At 56.0% G+C, this 19,051-nt stretch carries 19 protein-coding genes; 8 read left to right on the plus strand and 11 right to left on the minus strand.

Annotation, left to right across the window (positions count from 1 at the left end):
• Positions 1 to 808 precede the first annotated feature (808 nt).
• Positions 809 to 2,692, plus strand: coding sequence for an SLC13 family permease (locus GOX53_RS00155; protein WP_171172967.1), 1,884 nt, complete (start codon positions 809 to 811; stop codon positions 2,690 to 2,692).
• 686 nt (positions 2,693 to 3,378) lie between these two features.
• On the opposite strand, the gene GOX53_RS00160 is transcribed toward GOX53_RS00155, so the two are convergent.
• The gene (locus GOX53_RS00160; protein WP_171172968.1) at positions 3,379 to 4,227 is read right to left on the minus strand and encodes a TauD/TfdA family dioxygenase; all 849 of its coding nucleotides are present in this window, start codon (positions 4,225 to 4,227) and stop codon (positions 3,379 to 3,381) included.
• A 147-nt stretch (positions 4,228 to 4,374) separates the two neighbouring features.
• On the opposite strand from GOX53_RS00160, the gene GOX53_RS00165 reads away from it, so the two are divergent.
• A complete protein-coding gene (locus GOX53_RS00165) occupies positions 4,375 to 5,247 on the plus strand; it encodes a LysR family transcriptional regulator (protein WP_171172969.1) in 873 nt (290 codons plus the stop codon).
• A gap of 498 nt (positions 5,248 to 5,745) precedes the next feature.
• Here the strand turns inward: GOX53_RS00165 and GOX53_RS00170 are convergent, their stop codons facing one another.
• The 4 genes from GOX53_RS00170 to GOX53_RS00185 all read right to left on the minus strand — a co-directional run bounded on the left by GOX53_RS00170 (position 5,746) and on the right by GOX53_RS00185 (position 9,317).
• Entirely contained in the window at positions 5,746 to 6,690 is a 945-nt protein-coding gene (locus tag GOX53_RS00170) for a Gfo/Idh/MocA family oxidoreductase (protein ID WP_171172970.1), read from the minus strand.
• Between the two features lie 10 nt (positions 6,691 to 6,700).
• Positions 6,701 to 7,567 carry a class III extradiol dioxygenase subunit beta gene (locus GOX53_RS00175; protein WP_254446406.1) on the minus strand — a complete coding sequence of 289 codons (867 nt, stop codon included), beginning with the start codon at positions 7,565 to 7,567 and terminating at the stop codon, positions 6,701 to 6,703.
• Complete coding sequence (ligA, locus tag GOX53_RS00180; protein ID WP_254446407.1) at positions 7,552 to 7,983, minus strand: protocatechuate 4,5-dioxygenase subunit alpha; 432 nt, start codon at positions 7,981 to 7,983, stop codon at positions 7,552 to 7,554. The genes GOX53_RS00175 and ligA overlap by 16 nt, the downstream gene beginning before the upstream one ends.
• Positions 7,984 to 8,102: 119 nt before the next feature.
• On the minus strand, positions 8,103 to 9,317 hold the full coding sequence (locus GOX53_RS00185; RefSeq protein ID WP_171172971.1) for a LysR family transcriptional regulator: 1,215 nt from the start codon (positions 9,315 to 9,317) through the stop codon (positions 8,103 to 8,105).
• A gap of 128 nt (positions 9,318 to 9,445) precedes the next feature.
• On the opposite strand from GOX53_RS00185, the gene GOX53_RS00190 reads away from it, so the two are divergent.
• From GOX53_RS00190 to GOX53_RS00215, 6 genes are all read left to right on the plus strand, one after another.
• Positions 9,446 to 10,183 carry a PIG-L deacetylase family protein gene (locus tag GOX53_RS00190; protein WP_171172972.1) on the plus strand — a complete coding sequence of 246 codons (738 nt, stop codon included), beginning with the start codon at positions 9,446 to 9,448 and terminating at the stop codon, positions 10,181 to 10,183.
• Complete coding sequence (locus GOX53_RS00195; RefSeq protein WP_171172973.1) at positions 10,180 to 10,872, plus strand: 4-carboxy-4-hydroxy-2-oxoadipate aldolase/oxaloacetate decarboxylase; 693 nt, start codon at positions 10,180 to 10,182, stop codon at positions 10,870 to 10,872. The genes GOX53_RS00190 and GOX53_RS00195 overlap by 4 nt, the downstream gene beginning before the upstream one ends.
• A gap of 218 nt (positions 10,873 to 11,090) precedes the next feature.
• Complete coding sequence (locus GOX53_RS00200; RefSeq protein WP_171172974.1) at positions 11,091 to 12,146, plus strand: 4-oxalomesaconate tautomerase; 1,056 nt, start codon at positions 11,091 to 11,093, stop codon at positions 12,144 to 12,146.
• Positions 12,143 to 13,033: an amidohydrolase family protein gene (locus GOX53_RS00205; RefSeq protein WP_217351618.1), complete on the plus strand. Its 891-nt coding sequence runs from the start codon at positions 12,143 to 12,145 to the stop codon at positions 13,031 to 13,033. The genes GOX53_RS00200 and GOX53_RS00205 overlap by 4 nt, the downstream gene beginning before the upstream one ends.
• Positions 13,034 to 13,087: 54 nt before the next feature.
• Positions 13,088 to 13,444: a protocatechuate 4,5-dioxygenase subunit alpha gene (locus GOX53_RS00210; protein ID WP_171172975.1), complete on the plus strand. Its 357-nt coding sequence runs from the start codon at positions 13,088 to 13,090 to the stop codon at positions 13,442 to 13,444.
• A gap of 12 nt (positions 13,445 to 13,456) precedes the next feature.
• Positions 13,457 to 14,302 (plus strand): class III extradiol dioxygenase family protein, encoded by an 846-nt coding sequence (locus GOX53_RS00215; RefSeq protein ID WP_171172976.1) that lies wholly within the window; start codon positions 13,457 to 13,459, stop codon positions 14,300 to 14,302.
• A gap of 203 nt (positions 14,303 to 14,505) precedes the next feature.
• Here the strand turns inward: GOX53_RS00215 and GOX53_RS00220 are convergent, their stop codons facing one another.
• The 6 genes from GOX53_RS00220 to GOX53_RS00245 all read right to left on the minus strand — a co-directional run bounded on the left by GOX53_RS00220 (position 14,506) and on the right by GOX53_RS00245 (position 19,048).
• Positions 14,506 to 15,495, minus strand: a complete 990-nt coding sequence (locus GOX53_RS00220; RefSeq protein ID WP_171173425.1) for an aldo/keto reductase — start codon at positions 15,493 to 15,495, stop codon at positions 14,506 to 14,508.
• 222 nt (positions 15,496 to 15,717) lie between these two features.
• The gene (locus tag GOX53_RS00225; protein ID WP_171172977.1) at positions 15,718 to 16,536 is read right to left on the minus strand and encodes a universal stress protein; all 819 of its coding nucleotides are present in this window, start codon (positions 16,534 to 16,536) and stop codon (positions 15,718 to 15,720) included.
• 167 nt (positions 16,537 to 16,703) lie between these two features.
• On the minus strand, positions 16,704 to 16,955 hold the full coding sequence (gene nrtS, locus GOX53_RS00230; protein WP_171172978.1) for a nitrate/nitrite transporter NrtS: 252 nt from the start codon (positions 16,953 to 16,955) through the stop codon (positions 16,704 to 16,706).
• A gap of 74 nt (positions 16,956 to 17,029) precedes the next feature.
• Positions 17,030 to 18,211: an OsmC family protein gene (locus GOX53_RS00235; RefSeq protein ID WP_171172979.1), complete on the minus strand. Its 1,182-nt coding sequence runs from the start codon at positions 18,209 to 18,211 to the stop codon at positions 17,030 to 17,032.
• Between the two features lies 1 nt (position 18,212).
• Positions 18,213 to 18,497: a DUF2218 domain-containing protein gene (locus GOX53_RS00240; protein WP_171172980.1), complete on the minus strand. Its 285-nt coding sequence runs from the start codon at positions 18,495 to 18,497 to the stop codon at positions 18,213 to 18,215.
• Positions 18,498 to 18,580: 83 nt separating this feature from the next.
• On the minus strand, positions 18,581 to 19,048 hold the full coding sequence (locus GOX53_RS00245) for a cupin domain-containing protein (protein WP_171172981.1): 468 nt from the start codon (positions 19,046 to 19,048) through the stop codon (positions 18,581 to 18,583).
• Between the last annotated feature and the right edge of the window lie 3 nt (positions 19,049 to 19,051).

The following is a 19,051-nucleotide window of genomic DNA, read 5'->3' on the forward strand; positions in this document are numbered from 1 at the left end:
AAATTGTGGCGGGTTGCTTTCGTTGGCCGTCGAAGAGCTCGACTTGGATACCTGGAGGCGCATGATTGACAGTGCAACCGGCCAACCACTCAATCAGGTCTTCAGCGACCACGCGCGTATCAGTCTCCCAAAGTCCGGGCTTCCGGAAGTGCTTTTTGAAACGTGGCGCGCCCATACGGCCTAGCCGCAAAACGGGGACTAAAGAGACGCAAGACCACTGAGATGATGGAGCAATGTCAGCTCGCCAGCTAAGACACTCCGTCGAATGCAAGGGACACCCCGTTGTCCGCGTAGCGGTTTGGGACTTGGTAAGCGGAAACCATCACGGCCAGCGGCTGCGTGCGCCGCACAAATAGGCCGGACACACGACTGCATCTGACAACCGCTCATATCAGCTCAAAATGTCTTGCTATGCAGGAGCCAACCACACAGAACATTCGCCGCGCGTGCTGGATCAAATAGGCGCTCAACGGTCGAGGTGCCGCCACAAACCAGTTTGATGTATCCGCGGCATCTCTTAGAGTCGCGATCTTCGATAGCCATTTTGCTTGCAGCATTCGAATTTTTTGGCGCAGAGGCTATTCCCGAACCAAACATCCGTAAGCGGCTGACTGGTCTATTTTCATTTCGGCCAATCGCAGTGCAGGCACGAACGGGAACAGGTGCGGGAAAAGGAGCCTATGATCCTCGGCTGCTGCACAGACGCTTAGCGTTCATGGTAACGGAGTCAGTGGCCTAGGCATGCCTGTGCTATTGCCTCTGGCCAGTCGCGTCCGATACCAATGTGGTGGATACGGGGGATCGCAGATTGGAAGTTATTAGTCTCACTTTGCCAATGTCAGTGGTGCTCGGTCTTCTGGTGTTCACAGTATTCTTGTTCGTATCGGAATTGGTGCGGATCGATTTCGCAGCCATCATGGTCATGGTTCTGCTTGGGCTTCTCAGTCAGTTGCCGGGTCTCAGCTCCCTCGCTAATGTCAGCGAATTGTTCAACGGGCTTGCATCCAATGCAGTGGTTTCGATCATTGCGGTGATGATAATCGGGGCGGGTCTGGACAAGACCGGGCTGATGAGCAAGGTCGCCGCCTTTATTCTAAAAAGGGGGGGTACAAGCGAGGCTCGCATCGTTCCTATCGTATCCGGCACAGTGGGCGTGATCTCCTCCTTTATGCAGAATGTCGGCGCCGCAGCTTTGTTCCTGCCTGTCGTCAGCCGGATCTCAGTCCGTACCGAGCTCCCCCTGAGTCGTCTGCTGATGCCAATGGGTTTCTGCGCAATCTTGGGGGGTACGATGACGATGGTCGGCTCCTCACCGCTCATTCTTCTGAATGATTTGATTTTGGCCGCGAATCAGGTTTTGCCGGAATCCGAGCGGATGGACACGTTTGGGCTGTTCTCGGTGACGCCGATCGGTGTGACGCTTATAGCGACGGGGATACTGTATTTTATGATGTTTGGCCGCTGGATTCTGCCAAACGAGCAGAAAGACGGCGACGCGACCAGTGGTCAGTCGTTGAAGGATTACCTCACGGCGATATACGGACTAAAAACGGACATTTTCGAGATCACCATCCCAAAGGGACATCCCTGCGTAGGTGAGACCTTTGATGACGTGATGCAACGCTATCACGTCTACATAATCGGTAGCGCGTATCATGGGCAGCGCTGGTTTGCACCGGTCATTCAAACGGAAATTACTGCACCATGCCGCCTGGCAGTGTTGGGCCGTGAGAAGGTTATCAGACACATGGTCGAAGAGGGCGGGTTCATTCTGCACGACACTCTGGACGTCTTTGCAGAAGACTACGCGCCAACGAAATCCGGTGTCGCCGAAATGGTCATCCCCCCCGGTTCCGCGGTTATCGGGAAGTGCGCACACGATCTGGTCTTTCGCAAGACATACGGCGCAAGCCTGTTGGCAATCCACCGAGACGAAGAAACTTTGAGTTATGTGGCCACCGAGGACCACGCGCCGACACCGGTTGGCGAAGTGCCGTTTCGCGCTGGCGATACGCTGGTTATTCACAGCACCTGGGAAGCGCTGACGCGGTTGACACGTGATCGCAACTTCGTGGTTGTCACCACTGACTTTCCGCAGGAGGATCCTCGCCCCCACAAGGTCGGCTGGGCACTGATGTTCTTTGTGATTTCGCTGAGCCTGATTTTGTTTACCGATCTGCGGCTTTCCTTGTGCTTGCTGACCGGCGCCGCAGGAATGATTTTGACAAAAGTCTTAGACATCGAAGAAGCCTATGACGCGATTAGTTGGAGTACGGTTTTCCTTTTGGCCAGCCTGATACCCTTGGGACAGGCCGTACAGACAACCGGTACTGCCGAGTGGATTGCTCAGAAGATCCTGTTTTTGCTGGACGGTTGGCCTATATGGTCGCTGCAGGCTGGTTTGGCGATACTGTCCACCGTATTCACACTGATCATGTCCAATGTCGGCGCCACCGTACTCCTGGTTCCCTTGGCGGTCTCCATTGCCATCGCATCAGGTGGAGATCCGGCGCTTTTTGCATTGACCGTGGCCATCTCGACTTCCAACTCCTTCCTAATCCCGACGCACCAGGTGAACGCCCTCATCATGGGCCCTGCGGGCTACAAAGTGACAGACTTCATGAAGAGCGGCGGCATAATGACGATCTTGTTCCTGTTCGTGTCACTCTTCGTGATGAACGTGATTTTTTAACCGAGGGCACGTGGGATTGAAAGCAGCCAACCGGTCCCGGCGTGAGCCATTCGCGCGACTGAGCAGCCTCATCTGGCTGATCTAAATTGATTGTTAGGTCATGTTGACAAAAAGGTTCAAATCGCGCGCTCGATGTGATTCAAGCTGGTATCTGCGATGGAGACCAGTTTTGCCCACGCGACTGTTGCGGCCTGTCGATGGAGACATTCGGTGCGTCTGCAAAGTTAAGGGATAAGCGAACTCTCACAACGCGAACAAACACGTCGTTCGCTGAAACAGCTTAAATGTCCGCTCTGCTTCGTTCCGGTTCGTTTCCTCGCAAATGCCGCGAATGACCGCTCTCCGTCCGAATATCAGAGTGAAGAGCCTACAGTTCTTTAACGCCAACATGAAATATGCAAGACTTGCTGCCCGAAGGCGAGAGCCGTTGCGATAGATAAGGTCTCCGCGCTTGTCGCCTTCTTTGGGTGGCCAAAGGACAAGGGCCGAAAGGCAACCCTAAAAAGACCGTTCGGTGGCGCTAACGGGATTGCCATGTCAGTTTGCCGGGAGCACGCATTGAACCACGCCAAAGTTTGCGACAGATCCAGCGAAAGGTCCTCGCAAAATTCTCTGACAAATGCCGCACCCAACTTGCACTCCTAAAAACTCTTCTACTCCCGTCAAGCAAGTCGATTTGGTTGCGGCTAGACAGGTCTATCGCCTTTCACAGTCACCCGGCGCCCTTTACGCTCAGCCGGCCAGTAATCCCAGATCGCACGATGCATACAGCAACGATTGTCCCAGAAGGCCATGTCATTGAGCGACCACCTGAAACGAATCTGATAGTTGATGTGCTCAGCATGCTCGAAAAGCATGTTGAGGATTGCATCGCTTTCTTTGTCCGACAATCCCAATATCTTGGTGGTAAATGTTCGGTTCACAAATAGCGACTTCCGGCCCGTTTCCGGATGCGTTCTGACGATTGGATGGACCGCTTCGGGACAATCGATATCGCTGTCCTTCTGGCCCCGGTCGCTATAGCGGCCTTTGTAGATATGATCTGAACTATGAAGAGCCGTTAGTCCTTCGAGCATGTTCTTTATCGGTTCAGAAAGATCATCGTAGGCCGCATACATGTCACTGAACATCGTGTCCCCGCCGCATGGCGGTGCAATATGGATTTGAAGCATGGTTCCGAGGGGAGGCGTCTCATCGCAAGAGACATCCGAGTGCCAAAACTCACCGTTCGCAACCTTGGAATTCTTGGTGGCATGGATCTCGAATATCTCCGGATATCCTTCCATTGTTGGGGCAGCAGGGTGTGCGTGAAGCGGTCCAAAGCGTTTCCCAAATTCAATGTGTTGCGCAGGCGGAATTTCTTTCTGCTCTTTGAAGAACAACACTTGGTAGGTGTGAAAGGCGTCGCAGATCTCCGCGAACTGATCGTCAGGCACAGGTCGACTTAAATCTACACCATAGATCTCGGCTCCTAGGGTGGGAGCGAAAGGTTTGGCGACGATGGAAGTATAGTCGTTTGATCTCGGGGCAACCATGAGTACCTCTGGGCGTGGTTTCGGTGGGTGTGCCAGGAGTATGCTACAGATTAAGAAAAATGGACCAAAACGAAAATTCTTTGAAATTTGCATGAAAATTTTTCATTCATCAGCCTCGGAAGCCAGGCAGGATCGAGAGGTATCGGAATGAGTATTCGGGCACTACGAACTCTCATCGCAATTCACCGACACGGTAGCTTTCGAGCCGCCTCAGAAGCAGAACACCTGACGCCGTCAGCGGTAAGCCACCAGATGCGGAGCCTGGAAGCCACGTGGGGGCTCGACTTGTTTGACCGTTCGGCCAAGACGCCCAAATTGACTCAAACGGGTCTCATGCTCGTTGGAGAGGCCGTCGCAGTGGTTGCCGCCTACGACGAGTTGGCGGAAAAGGTGAGGTCGAACAACGAACTCTCTGGCGAAATAACACTTGGCGCTGTCCCGACGACCCTGACCGGGTTGGTGCCTATTGCGCTTTCAAGGCTCAAGTCGGTACATCCCGACATCCGTGTCAGAATTGTTCCGGGTTTGACCAACCAGCTTTTGCTGCAGTTGGACCGCGGACAGATTCATGCGGCGATCATCTCCCGGCCGGACATCCTGGAAAAGTCGCTGAAATTCTCAGAAATTGTATCGGAGAAATTGGTCATGCTTGTCTCCAAGAACACCCAAGACTTGCCCCCAAAAGAACTACTTAGCTCATCGCCGTTTATTCGTTTCACGCGTGATGCGGTTGTGGGAAGGCAAATTGAAACTTGGCTGCAAAAGAGCGGCATTGAGGTCAAGGATGCTATGGAGCTGGAGAGCCTTGAGGCAATCTCAAGCATGGTGGCTGCTGAACTTGGTGTCTCAATCATACCCGATAGCCACGTCGCTGCAGATGATCACTTGCCGCTCAAGAGAATCCCCCTTGAACAGAATGGACCCCGGCGCGTCGTTGGTCTGGTAAGTGCGGCCTCGACACCTCGCGCCAAGATGGTCGAGGCAGTTCGGGCCGCACTTACGGAGGCAGTAAGTCGATAGCTGTTTCATCAGAGAAACGGTGCTACAGCAGACATTTACTGGGTATTCTTTGGTCGCAGACATTGAGCGAGGCTGAAAGTCAGCTTTGCGCCGGTTGCCATCGCATGAGTAGCAGCCGCGAATGACGGTTTCGTCTCGCGCCTTGTGAATTCGGACAAAAAATCTCGCTGCGGCAAACATGATCGGCGGGTTTTCGCGCCGCGCAGCGGCGCTTAAAGCGATGCGATTCCGGCGATTTTCCTACTGCGAGCGCTCGCAGCGAGAAAATCGAATTTACAGTTGGGCTCCAAGCCGACCTCAGAAGCGGGGCAGCATCGTTCACAAACCTGGGTTTCTCACTTTCGTGGCCAGTCGTTTGTTCTGGCGCATGGCTTTGAAGACAATTGGTGCTGCATCTCACTGAAGTTGACTACGACACCGGGTCAAATGCCTTTATATGGGCCTAGTCCAACAGAATGATTCTGAGAGAGCGGTCTGCAACTGGTGCGGTGGCCGTGTTCACCCGAAGGATTTTTCGATACGGTCCAATGTCTCCATGGCCTGGATTACGTTCGTAACGCATCCGTTTGGCGACCGGCCCTCTTTGACCGCAGATACAAACTCCCGGTCGATCAGTTCTATGCCGTTGTTGGACATCGCGACGCCACTCAGGTCGATCGGATTTTCATTGCCATCATACAGGTCGTCGTACCGGGCGATGTAGGTGCCGTTGTCACAAATGTAGCGAAAGAAGGTGCCCAGCGGGCCATCGTTGTTGAATGACAGCGACAAGGTACAAATCGCTCCGTCTTCGGCCTTCAAACCAATGGCCATGTCCATGGCGATACCCAGATCTGGGTGGTGCGGCCCTTGCAGGCCAAAGGCTTCCACGACCTTTCCACCAGTCTGATATTGGAACAGATCGACCGTGTGGCAGGCGTGGTGCCACAGCAAATGGTCAGTCCAAGTCCGCGCTTCCCCCTTTGCATTCGTATTAGTCCGGCGGAAGAAATAGGTTTGAACATCCATCTGCTGGATCTTCAACTCTCCGGCGTCGATCCTGTTCTTGATCCACTGATGCGAAGGATTGAAACGGCGCACCTGGCCCGCCATGCAGGTCAGACCGGTTTCCTTCTGTTTGTCGACAACGCGCTGACTGTCTTGCAAGCTGTCGGCCATCGGGATCTCGATCAGCACGTTCTTACCTGCATCCATGCAGGCGATGGCTTGATCGGCGTGCATTTGGGTGGGCGTCGACAGGATCACCGCGTCAACATCATCGCGCGAAATACACTCCTCCAAGCTCGTACCAGCATGACCGATGCCGCGCTCAGCAGCCAGAGCTTCGATCTTGTCCCTTGTCGGCCCCATAACCGACGTCACTTGGACATCTCCGATATTGGCCAGCGCGTCCAGATGTTTCAGCCCAAATGCACCATAGGCGCCTGCTACGCAAACTCTCATGAGACGTTCCTCAGATTCTGTTTTCTAGAATGATGTGACCCACCGCGGTATTCGACGCCGGGACGTGATAGTGGCGGTGAACTTCGGTCACCTCGTGGTTCAGCGCACCGCGCATGACGTGCCACATGACCATTTCAACACCCTCGCTTCCGGCTTCGCGCAAGTATTCCACGTGAGGGATCTGACTGGCGGCAACTGGGTCATCCACCACCATGTCAAGAAACCGCATGTCCCATTCGGGATTTATGAGCCCCGCCCGCTTGTACTGGAGTTGATGGCTCATGCCACCGGTGCCAAAGATCATCACGTCGAGGTCTTCATCGAAGTTTTCAATAGCGCGACGGATTGCCTTGCCAAGCTGGAAACAGCGGTTGCCTGTCGGAGCGGGGTATTGGACAACGTTGACGCAAAGCGGGATGACCAACGCTGGCCATTCTTCGCCAGGACCGACATCACCGTACATCACCGACAGCGGGACGGTCAGTCCGTGGTCGACTTCCATCTCGTTCATAATGGTGATGTCGAATTCATCCAGCACCAGTGATTGTGCAATATGGCTAGCCAGTTTCTGGTGGTTTTTGACCACGGGCACCGGGCGCGGGCCCCAGCCTTCGTCCGCCGGTTGGAATTCGGCTGCACATCCCAATGCAAAGGTTGGAATGCAGGATGCGTCGAAGGCGGTGCAGTGGTCATTATAGACCATGAAAATTACGTCGGGATTCTGCTCTTTCATCCACACCCGGGATTTGCGGAATCCCTCAAAGACGGGTTGCCAATACGGTTGGTCGGTGATGCCGGTATCCATCGCGACGCCGATGGCCGGAACATGCGAACATCCCACACCTGCAGTAATACGTGCCATCAGTCTTCTTCCCATTCCGATTTGTATCGATTGCCCTCGATCGCACGCCCGCCGGCGAGCATCATGTCGCGATAGGCCTGAACCCCCATGCCGGTCATCAATCCTGCAAGGTTTTGGAAATTGATGCCGTCATTGGCGGCAAGCTTGGAGGTGTAGTAAATATTACCACCCAACTCCAAAAGCCGGTTCCACTCGCGTTTCAGTACGGCCTCGCGCTGTTCACACGACATCGGGTATTTGTCGAGGTAACCCTTTTCGTCGGCATTGAACGCATCGCGATTGGCCTGAAGCCGCAACGAGATACAGAACTGGTTCAAATGGTATCCTTCCCGGGACCTGTCGGCATCAAAGACGAAAGTGCCCGGTATGTCCTCGTAGTCCTTTTCCATCGTCGGTATCTGCACCTCCTGATGCACGGGCCTGTCGCTCAAGTGAGGCACGATTGACCCGGGGCGTTTCCTAAAAAGGATAACCGTTTGGTGCCGTGTTATCGAATTTGAAAGGAGGGCAAGCTATTCGATTTTGTTAAGATAAGGGAGAATACACTGGTTCAGTCGCGGCTTTTCTCGCGAACGATGTCAAGAAACCGGCGCTGAACCGAGGTCGGCGTCCAACCTTTGCGGAATGTCAGTCCGATCGGACGGTGAGACTCGGGCAGAGCGATCGGCAGGCGCACCAACTGGCCTTGCTGTTCTTCGACCTCGATCTGTCGAGTCGAGGCTATCGAGACATAGTCGCCACATGCGAGCAGGCCCCGCAACAGCACCAACGAACTTGAGACAATTCGAACCGGCGACTCCGCTTGCTCGTGAATTCGCAACATGTCGAACAGGTATTTCCCGGTGGGCGTATCCTTCGGCAAAGCAACCCAAGGATAGTCCGTCGTGTCTTTGATCGTCACATCTTTCTTCTGAGCAAGAGGGTGATCCACAGCCGTCACAATTGCCAGGTCGTCATTGAATAGTTCTTCCTGTTCGATATCCGCGGCCGGCTTGGGAAACCGCAATGCGCCGATCAAGAAATCCAAGTCACCAAAACGCAGATCGCGCAAAAGCGACGGATATCGGGCATCGACGCAATTGACCTGAACTCCTGAACCTGCTTCCCGCAAGAGCTCATCAATAGCTGCGGGTAGGATCGACACCCGAGACAACGGCAAAGACCCGACATTGATGCGGGTCGTCGCTCGCCCCATGAACTCGGTTATCTCGTATACAGATTGCTGCAACTCGCTGAGCGCTAGGCGAACCTGATGGACAAATGACTCGGCAGCCGGAGTTAACACAATGCCACCCCGAACCTGATCGAACAGGGTTATCCCCGACATGGCGGCCAGATCCCTGGTGGCACGGTGAACGCCCGGTTGGCTCACCCCCAGATCCTTTGCTGCCTGGCTGAAACTGCCCGCCTTCGCAACGGCCAGCAGCGCCCGAATCTGAACCAGCGAACAATTGCGATAAAAGGCCTTGTTGGGATCATCTCCGGATCGCCGCGCCGCTTTCCTTCGGGCCAGTTTGTCTCCGCGCTGCAGATGCTCCAGGATCCGGATCAACCTCTTTTCGAATATCGAACCGGCTTGTGTCGGGACCATTCCCCTGGATTCGCGTTCGAACAACTGAACATTCAGCAATTCCTCAACCCGCGCCAGTGATTGGGTCGCCGCAGGTTGAGATAGATGAACCTTGGTGGCGGCTACACCTATTCTGCGATGACGATAGACCTCCCTTACAAGACAGAGATATCGGATATGCGGCAGTTCGAGCATTGCTTCCCCACGTTCACTTCTCACACATTATAACAAAACCAAATTGCATATGTCAGGATTCAAAATGGATTTTCCCACTGGCCGGGCAGTACATTTGTGGGAATTCACAGATTTTGAAAGACGCGAAAATGGCTGACAAAAAAACCGCCTTGGTGATCTCCGCACATGCCGCCGACTTTGTCTGGCGGTGCGGCGGCGCGATCGCCCTGCACCAGAGTCTTGGCTACGAAGTGACCGTGGCCTGTCTGTCCTTCGGTGAACGCGGCGAAAGCGCGAAGCTTTGGAAGCAGGGCGGCATGACCCTTGATTACGTCAAAAAGGCGCGGCGTGAGGAGGCACAGACTGCAGCCGATGCTCTTGGTGTGAACGATATCCGTTTTCTCGACCTTGGCGATTACCCGCTGCGGCTGGATCGCGACGCACAGGAACAGATGGTCGATATCATCCGCGAGGTACAGCCGAGATGGATGATGTCGCACTCGAAATGGGATCCCTACAACACCGACCACATGAACACGACGCAATTCGCATTGGAATGCCGGATGATCGCCCAAGCCTGGGGGCATAACCCGGGTCAGAAAGTGCTGGGCGCGCCGCAGCTTTACCTGTTCGAGCCGCACCAAACCGAACAGATGGGCTGGAAACCCAACGTGTTCCTCGACATCACACCGGTCTGGGACAAGAAGCGCGCGGCCATCGAGTGTATGCAGGGCCAGGAGCATCTGTGGAACTTCTACACCAATGTCGCCGAGAACCGGGGCAACCACTTCCGCCGCAACTCGGGCGGCATGGCCGGCGGTCGCAAGGCCGAATACGCCGAGGGGTTCGAGATGATCTTTCCCCAGACCGTGGATGAACTTGCATGAGCTACCCCGCAGGCACAACTGGCGTCGTCGTTCAGAATATCGAACGCGCCGATCAATCCATCATTGACAGACTTGCCGCATGCGGTGTCGCGACCGTGCATGAGGCGCAGGGCCGCAAGGGTCTTCTGGCCGATTACATGCGCCCGGTCTATCCGGGCGCGCAGGTTGCGGCGAGTGCGGTGACTGTCCTCGCTCCGCCCTGCGACAACTGGATGCTGCATGTCGCGATCGAGCAACTGCAGCCTGGCGACATTCTGGTGCTGGGCACAACGACCCCTTCTCGTGCCGGGTATTTCGGCGATTTGCTGGCGACCTCGGCAAAAGCGCGGGGCTGCAAGGGCCTGATTATCGATGCAGGCGTGCGCGACGTGCACGATCTGAAAGAGATGGATTTTCCGGTCTGGTCGAAAGCGGTGTGTGCCCAGGGCACGATCAAGGAAACCCTCGGCAGCGTGAATGTTCCCGTTGTTTGTGCAGACCAGCTCGTCAATCCCGGTGACATTATCGTGGCCGATGATGACGGCGTTTGCGTCGTGCCCCGGGTTGAGGCCGCCGAAGTGCTGAAAAAGGCGCAGGCCCGCGAGGCGAACGAAGCCAGAAAACGCGCGCGCTTTGAGGCCGGCGATCTTGGGTTGGATATCTACGATATGCGCGAGCGGCTGGCCGAGAAAGGACTGAAATATGTCTGAGGTTGCCGCATTGCCCCGAGCCGGTAACGTGGTGTCGCTTCGGACTTCACGACAGGCGGTCGTTAGGAAATCCGATGGGCAGATTGAGGAGGCTTCTCCCAACGACTGCCAGTGCGTTTGCGATCTGTTCAGCCATGCAGACGTAACGCATTTTCGGTTTGCGGGGCATCCCGCAATCGGAAGCTTCCTGAGGTTCTGTAAGGCAACCGGTGGTCGGAATGTCTGAAGCGGTTCGCTGCATGTGGATGCGTGGGGGCACCTCGAAGGGTGGGTACTTCCTTGCCGAGGATCTCCCACCGGATCCTGCCGAACGTGATGCATTTCTCCTCCGCGCCATGGGCTCACCCGATGCACGTCAAATCGACGGCATGGGCGGTGCTGATCCGCTGACTTCAAAAGTGGCGGTGGTGAGGCAGTCAACCCGCGAAGGCGTGGATGTGGACTACCTGTTCTTGCAGGTATTCGTGGACCAGCCGATCGTTACGGACGCACAGAATTGCGGGAATATTCTTGCAGGCGTGGCGCCTTTTGCCATCGAGCGGGGCCTGGTGGCGGCGCGGGATGAGGAGACCCCCGTCACCATTTTTATGGAGAACACCGGGCAGGTGGCAGTGGCGCGGGTATCTACTCCTGGCGGCATGGTGAACTACGCAGGTGAGGCGCGCATTGATGGGGTGCCTGGCGGTGCAGCGGCGGTGCCGATCGCATTCAAGGACACGGCAGGGTCGTCTTGCGGTGCGCTCTTACCCACAGGGAACGCGGTCGATGGGGTGAATGGCGTCGCCGTGACCATGATCGACAATGGCATGCCCTGCGTGGTCATGCGGTCCGAGGATATGGGCATCAGCGGGGACGAGGCGCCCAGCGAGTTAGAGGGCAACGTCGCGCTGCGCGAGAAGCTAGAAACGATACGGCGGGCGTGTGGCCCATTGATGAACCTCGGCGATGTGTCCGAGAAATCTGTGCCGAAGATGACCATGGTCAGCCCGGCACGGAACGGCGGTGCGATATCAACTCGTACCTTCATTCCGCATCGCTGCCACAAGGCGATCGGCGTTCTCGGCGCGGTCAGCGTTGCTACGGCCTGCCTGATCGAAGGCACGCCGGCCTACGAAATGGCCGCCCGCAGCGAAGGTACGACGCGCAGCCTGTCGATTGAGCATCCCACCGGCGAAATGACCGTGGTGGCAACCTTGGACAACCAGGGCACCGTCAGCGAAGCGGCGATCCTGCGGACCGCGCGCAAGCTGATGGATGGAGAGGTATTCGTATGACCGATGAGGTGCAGGTGATGGACGCCGATTGGCTGGAATTCCATCCAAACCCGACGAAACCGGACTTTATGTTGCCCGAGGGGGCCGTGGATGCACATTGTCACGTGTTTGGGCCTTCGCCCGAGTTTCCTTTTGCCCCCGAGCGGAAGTACACGCCCTGCAACGCGAGTAAGGACAAGCTGTTCGCGCTGCGCGACTACCTTGGGTTCTCGCGCAATGTGATCGTACAGGCGACCTGTCACGGCAAGGACAACCGGGCCATGATTGACGCCTGCCGCTCTGCGGGCGATCTTGCCCGCGGCGTGGCCAGCGTGGGCGCCGATATCACACGGTCGGAGCTGGCCGACATGCACGCGGCCGGGGTGCGCGGCGTACGGTTCAATTTCGTCAAGAGGCTGGTGGATGCGACGCCCAAAGAGGTGTTCATATCTATAGCTGAAAAGATCCAGGAATTCGGCTGGTCGATCGTGGTCTACTTCGAGGCCGCCGATCTAGAGGAGTTGGAGCCATTCCTTAAGCAATTGCCGGGCATCATCGTGGTCGACCACATGGGACGCCCGGACGTGGCAAGGGGCGCGGAGCACCCGGATTTCCAACGCTTCATCACCCTGATGGCGGAGAATGACAACATCTGGGCCAAGGTCACCTGCCCTGAACGGCTGACGTTGATCGGAGAGCCCTATGACGACGTGATCCCGTTCTACCAGGCCATTGTCGACCGCTTCGAGGACCGCGTGCTCTGGGGCACCGACTGGCCCCATCCCAACATGAGATCGCACATGCCCGATGACGGCGCGCTTGTCGATTACATCCCGAGGATCGCGCGAACGAAAGAGCAGCAACAGAAGCTGTTGGTCGATAACCCAATGCGCCTTTACTGGGCGTGAATGACGGTAGGACCGCAACGCGCGGCCCTGCCAATCCGCATGAGGAGAAATCCAATGGATCAACCAGGCTTTGACGCCCACACGCATATTCCTGGCACCACCATCTTTGACGGCGCCCAGGCGATGAAGGGCTACAACCTCAACAAGATGTGCTTTTCCTTCAACCGGGCCGAGAACCGTGATGCCTTCAAGGAAGACGCGGAAGCCTACATGGAAAAATTCGAGCTGACCGAGGCGCAAAAAAAAGCCATCCGTTCGAGCAACATCCTGGCGATGATAGCCGAAGGCGGGAACATCTATTACCTCGCCAAGCTCGCCGGTATTTTCAAACTTTCAGTGCAGGACGTGGGTGGCCTTCAAACCGGCATGACCACCGAGAAATTCAAGGAATTCCTGGCCAGTCAAGCCTAAGGAGACAGAACAATGGCAAAGATACTTGGTGGCATCACTACTTCGCATATCCCAGCCGTGGGAAATGCTATTCAGAAAGAGCTTTTTGACGATCCATATTGGAAACCGTTCTTTGATGGATACCCCAAGGTCCACGAGTGGCTCGCAGCAAACAAGCCGGACTATGTCGTCAATATTTACAATGACCATGGACTCGGTTTCTTCCTGGACCGTATGCCGACCTTTGCGGTTGGTGCGGCGCATGAATACCGTAATGAGGACGAAGGTTGGGGCCTGCCGTCATTGCCACCCTTTCCCGGCGCACCCGAACTAAGCTGGCACATCATTGAAAGCATGGTGGCTGATGAGTTCGATATTACGTCGTGCCAGGAACTGCCGGTTGACCATGGCTTTGTGGTTCCGATGCAATTGTTCTGGCCCGGAGCGCCGAACAATGCGGACATGCCGCGTTCTGTGCCGATTTCGGCAAACACGGTTCAGCATCCGATCCCGACACTAAAACGCGCCCTGGACTTCGGTGTTTCGCTGCGCAAGGCACTGGAGAGCTTTCCCGAAGACGCCAAGATCGTCGTGTTGGGCACGGGTGGACTAAGCCATCAGTTGGATGGTGAACGTGCGGGTTTCATCAACAAAGAGTTTGACCAGTATTGTCTGGAGAACATTGTCCACAACCCCACTGAACTGACCAAGATAAGCCGGATGGAACTGGTTGAGAAAGCCGGTGCACAAGGAACGGAGTTTCTGATGTGGATGATGATGCGGGGTGCGCTTGGCGATAATGTGAGCGAAATCAATCGCAACTATCATATCCCGGTGTCAAATACCGGGGCGGGCACTCTCTTGCTGGAATGTGCATGAACCTGCTTCTGCGAGAAAAATAGCACCTGTCTTTTAGGGCCGTTGCCACTTGGCCATTCTGCCTTGGGCAGGGGGATCACCCAAATTCTTGGGTGGTCCTTTCATGTCAGTGCCATGGCAATCGGAGCGCAGGTGATCAGGTGCGCGGCTAAGAACATGGCATCAGCTGCGCTACCCCTGTGCCCCGTTCCCGGCAATACCGCTCAGCAATATCGTTCCGGCCCGGACCATTGCGTTACCGAGTAGCGATCGCCGTGCGCCCAACCAACCGGCAAGATTTCGTCGATCCGCGCCAGAACATCCGCAGAAAGATCAAGATCTGCACCCGCGACCAGTTCCTTTAAATGCGCCACCTTGCGTGTTCCGGGAATGGCGAGCACATGCTCTCCCCTCTGCAACACCCACGCGATGGCGAGCGACGCCGCCGCAACCCCCAGATCCGCCGCAAGCGCACGAAACTTAGCATTATATACCAGGTTTGCACTTAGGTTTGGTTCGATGAATCTTGGGTTGTTTTTCATCCATTGCATGGTCCGGACGTCGGCGGCCTGATGAGGCCGATCCGTCAAAAGCGCACGTCCGACCGGCGAAAACGCGACCAAGGAGGCTCCGATCTCCTTGCAAGTCTGGATCAGGCCAAGGTCTGCCGCCCGTGTCGACAGAGAGTATTCGGATTGCACGGCTGCAATTGGGTGCACTGCATGGGCACGGCGCAAAGAGGATGGTGCAATTTCAGAAAAACCGATGGCTTTGACTTTGCCCGCCTTCACGAACCCCGCCATGGTTTCGGTTACTTCTTCAATCTCCAAACGAATGTCGCGCCGGTGCACGTAATAAAGGTCAATCACCTCGACCCCAAGACGACGCAAGCTGGCATCCAGCGATGCCTGCAAGTGCTTCGGATCGTTGTTCAGGCGTCTTTCCGGGTCGCGGGTGATCCCGACTTTCGTGGCGATGGTGAAAGGGCTTTGGCCGCCGCGTTTCTTAAGCCAGGATCCAATAATATTTTCGGACCGCCCCGCGCCGTAAGCGTCCGACGTGTCAATATGCGTCACCCCAAGATCGGCACATAGATCCAATATCTTCAGTGAGCCCTTGTCATCAGCCGGACCGTAAAAATCGGTAAACGACATCGCTCCATAGCCTACGGCACCGACCAGGGGTCCATTTTGTCCAAGCTTGCGATACTTCATATCGTTCTTCATCCCCTTATTGATCTTCTCCACCGAGACACCGACAAACGGATTCAATCCTGATGAGATTGTCTCCTGCCGTTCTGGCCTCCATCACAGGATCGACTAACAAGCCTGCACGGCGATCCCGGCCTCCTGCGTAACCCTTTTGCCGACTGGGCAGCGTTCGTTTGCCACCCAAACCAAGTATGCCCAGACGCCTGCCAATGGCGGCCGCACACTTCAATGAGAAAGGAACACCGGCACGTTTGCCTGGTTGATGACATCGGTGGACACACCGCCCATCAGAGTATGGGCAAATTTGCTGTGTTCGAACGCACCCATAACCACGAGCTTGGCTGACACTTCGTCAGCGACACGAAGGATGGTTTGCGCAATCGAGCCACGTCTATGATCGACGCGATAGGTGGCGTCTATTCCGTGCCTCTTCAGGTTACGCATAAGAAGCTCTTTGTCGGCGGTCGGCATGGTACCCACTGTCATGATCGTAACCTTCGGTTTTTCTTCGAGGATTGACATTGCGTCGCCAAGCGCTCGGGCAGAGGACCGCTTCCCATCCCAGGCGACCAATGCGTGTTCGGCCAATCCCTCGGACTCGTAATCATTGGGTACGACGATGACCGGGCGACCGCTACGCAGTGCGATCAAATCCGGATTGGCGGAAAGGTGCGCCTCGCCGATATCGTGGCTGTGAACCCCGGTAACGACCAGGTCGAAGTTGCGCGCGTAGTCGGATAGCGGCCCGTCGTTATCCGGGTCGAGGTCCACGAATTCCGACCGATCCTGAAGGCCGGCCTCCTGCACCATTTGCAGAAACCGGTCGGACACGTCCTGAACCCGTTTTTCATCGGCCTCGCGCAGTTGATCGGCGATCATGTCGTGTATTTCGGCAAGGAAGCGCTGTTCTAGAGCATGACGGCCATGGCGCATGATTCCGGTCAGCCAGGCATCATGATGCTGGGCAAGCTTGATCGCGTGTTTTACACCGCTGCCATGGGCGTCTTCGCTGCTATAGGCGGCAAGAATATTCTTGATGGTCATTTCAGATCCTTTCGTCCCGGCTGTTCCAATGGGATCCGCTCAGGGGTTGGAACTCGAACCTCGGGATTTACTCTCCGGGTTTTCGCATCAGATCGTTCTTCTCCTGCGTCGCGGGGCCGGCGCCCCGGCTCTAGGGAACTGTCCGCTCAGACCTTCCATGCCTGGACCTAGCTCCCAAGCTCCTGGTCCCGTTCGCGGATTGCCAACACCGAGGAATAGGTTGAGACGGAATAGGGCACCAGGAAAGTCAGGCAGATCTTGGCGAGTTGCCCATTCGTGACAGCGCCGGAGAGTATCGCATCGCCGTGGTTGAGCAGGCCCAGCACTATTCCGACGACAAGCGCCACCCGGCTAGCGCGTTTGACCACGGACGGCCGCAAAGCAATCTCAAAAAAGCCAGGGCCTATTGGGCCGCTCATTTGCTTGCCTCCACCTGCCGTATTACCGCGCATTGCAGTGGCCCAGATGCCGTCGGTACAGGGTCCATGGACGCTCAAGCCTTTACGACCTTGAGCTTGGTCTTGAGGTCGGTGCGACAGAAAGCATGCAGGAAGCAGGTCTGCTCTGAGATATCCAGCATCTCCTGTGCCGTCTCGTCGCTTTCCCCGGTCTCAAGATAGACATGAGTTTCGATCGGGTCGGCTTCGCCGGCTTTGCCGGTTCCACCAGATGCGCCCCCCAGGGAAAAATGCGTGTCTTGCACGATGCGATAGTCCGGTAGGTCCAGTTTCAACATTGAGACAAAGCGACCAAACTGGGTCATGAAACAAAACCCGATACCGGCTGAGATCAACGTATTTGCGTCAGGTGCACGGCCATCTTCCGAACTGAGGAAACGGAAGGAAGTCCCATATGGCGAATACTGCATCTGCTGAATATCCTTGATCCCATCTTCCCGCAGGACCGCCACTGCGCCGATATTAAGCCTGCGGTCCTGTTCCGCGGCAAGCGAGGAAGCCGCCGAAGCCGTGCCAAGAACAACATCCTTTTTTGGCGTTGGGCCAATTGGTTCCATCAGTGCTAACGCATCCGGGACCGGGCTGGACTTGGCAAAGTGGTTGCCGGGATCGGGGAACAGGGTCGCATCCAATTCGGGCACCTTGGCCGTGGGCAGCTCTTTGCCGTTCTTGCCCAGTTTGAAGAGGCTATCCAGACGGCCCCGCATCAGCCCGTTCAAGGGCGAGGCATGAACCGCATTCATCAGGAATGTATTGAGTGCGCCGCCTTCCAGATCACAATCAATCTCGACTCGCAACTCGACCGGTTCGGCACCACCGACCATGGTCCGTTTCGGCATCGAACCCTTCATTGTGTAGTAATTGTCCTGAATCAGCTTCAGCTTGCGGATCTCAACGCCCTGCATATCGGCAAGCGCCAGGATTTCGTTCATGTAACTGGCGACCATGCCGGTCGACAGAAAAGCCAAGGGGCAAGGCGCGGCATCGTGGCCGTTCAGGTACGGGCCCTCGTCGCTAACCAGGCGCCACGTGTTGCCCGTCTTGGCCGACCGAACAAGCGCCTCTTTCTGGAAACCGCTCAGGCTGCGCACCCAGGTTCTCAGCGCATCGCCCTTCCGGTTTGCAGGCGCGTCAATGCTAACCTCGTCCGCGTTTTCCAGTTTGAAGAACGGGGAAAGACCGCTCGTACCAATGATGTCTTCACCAAGTTTGGCCATTTCAGATTCTCCAATCGATTGTCAGGTCTTCCCGAAACGCAAACCGTTCGAGATGTGATGCGAGGACATGTTGCAACCGTTCCAGATCATCGACGTTTGCGGCCCTGGCCTCCATCATCAGCCCCTCGGGCTCGGCAGCCAGATCAGCCCGTCCGAACGAAAAGCTGATGCATCCGGTGTCGGGCGTAAATTCGACCTGGGTTTTGTGACCGAAATGCTTGCAAAGCTGTTGAAGATAGCCGCTGGCTTTTCTGGTCTTCACAAGTGTCGTTGCAACGTTGGTCATTCAATTCTCCAGTGACAGGGGCATCGTGCCGGGCCTTAATCCAAGGCCAGCCTGGGCCGAAAATTGCGGGGGATCGCCTAGGTCTATTCCTGCTCTGGCAATGGCCCGATATTCACTATGTCGTACTTGTCGTTAAGCGCCGCCATCGTTGCCTGGTCCTCGAAATCCGCATCATCGAACTGCGCCAATTCCGCGAGAAACTGATCAAAACCAGAGGGCTGGAATATCATCAACATGCGCGCCGAAACGTACCCTTCCGACATAGAGCAACCGTGAGGAATCCCTGGCGGGACGTGCAGGCATGTGCCTGGCCCGACGGTCATCCAGTCGCCATCGACATAGAAATCGACCGCGCCCTCCAGGATGTAAAACGTCTCAGCGTGGTAGCGATGCAGGTGAAGGCCCAACCTGAAATTGGCTTTCAGATTGTCCTCCATCAGCGTGTACTGGCCGCCCGTGTCCTCTGCGGAGACCTTCACGAAGGTATGATCCGCCGACCAGTCATAATTCAACCCACCGCGGGGCGGGACAAGAGAATAACGTTTGGACATGGG

Source organism: Ruegeria sp. HKCCD8929, assembly GCF_013031405.1.
Lineage (GTDB): Bacteria > Pseudomonadota > Alphaproteobacteria > Rhodobacterales > Rhodobacteraceae > Ruegeria.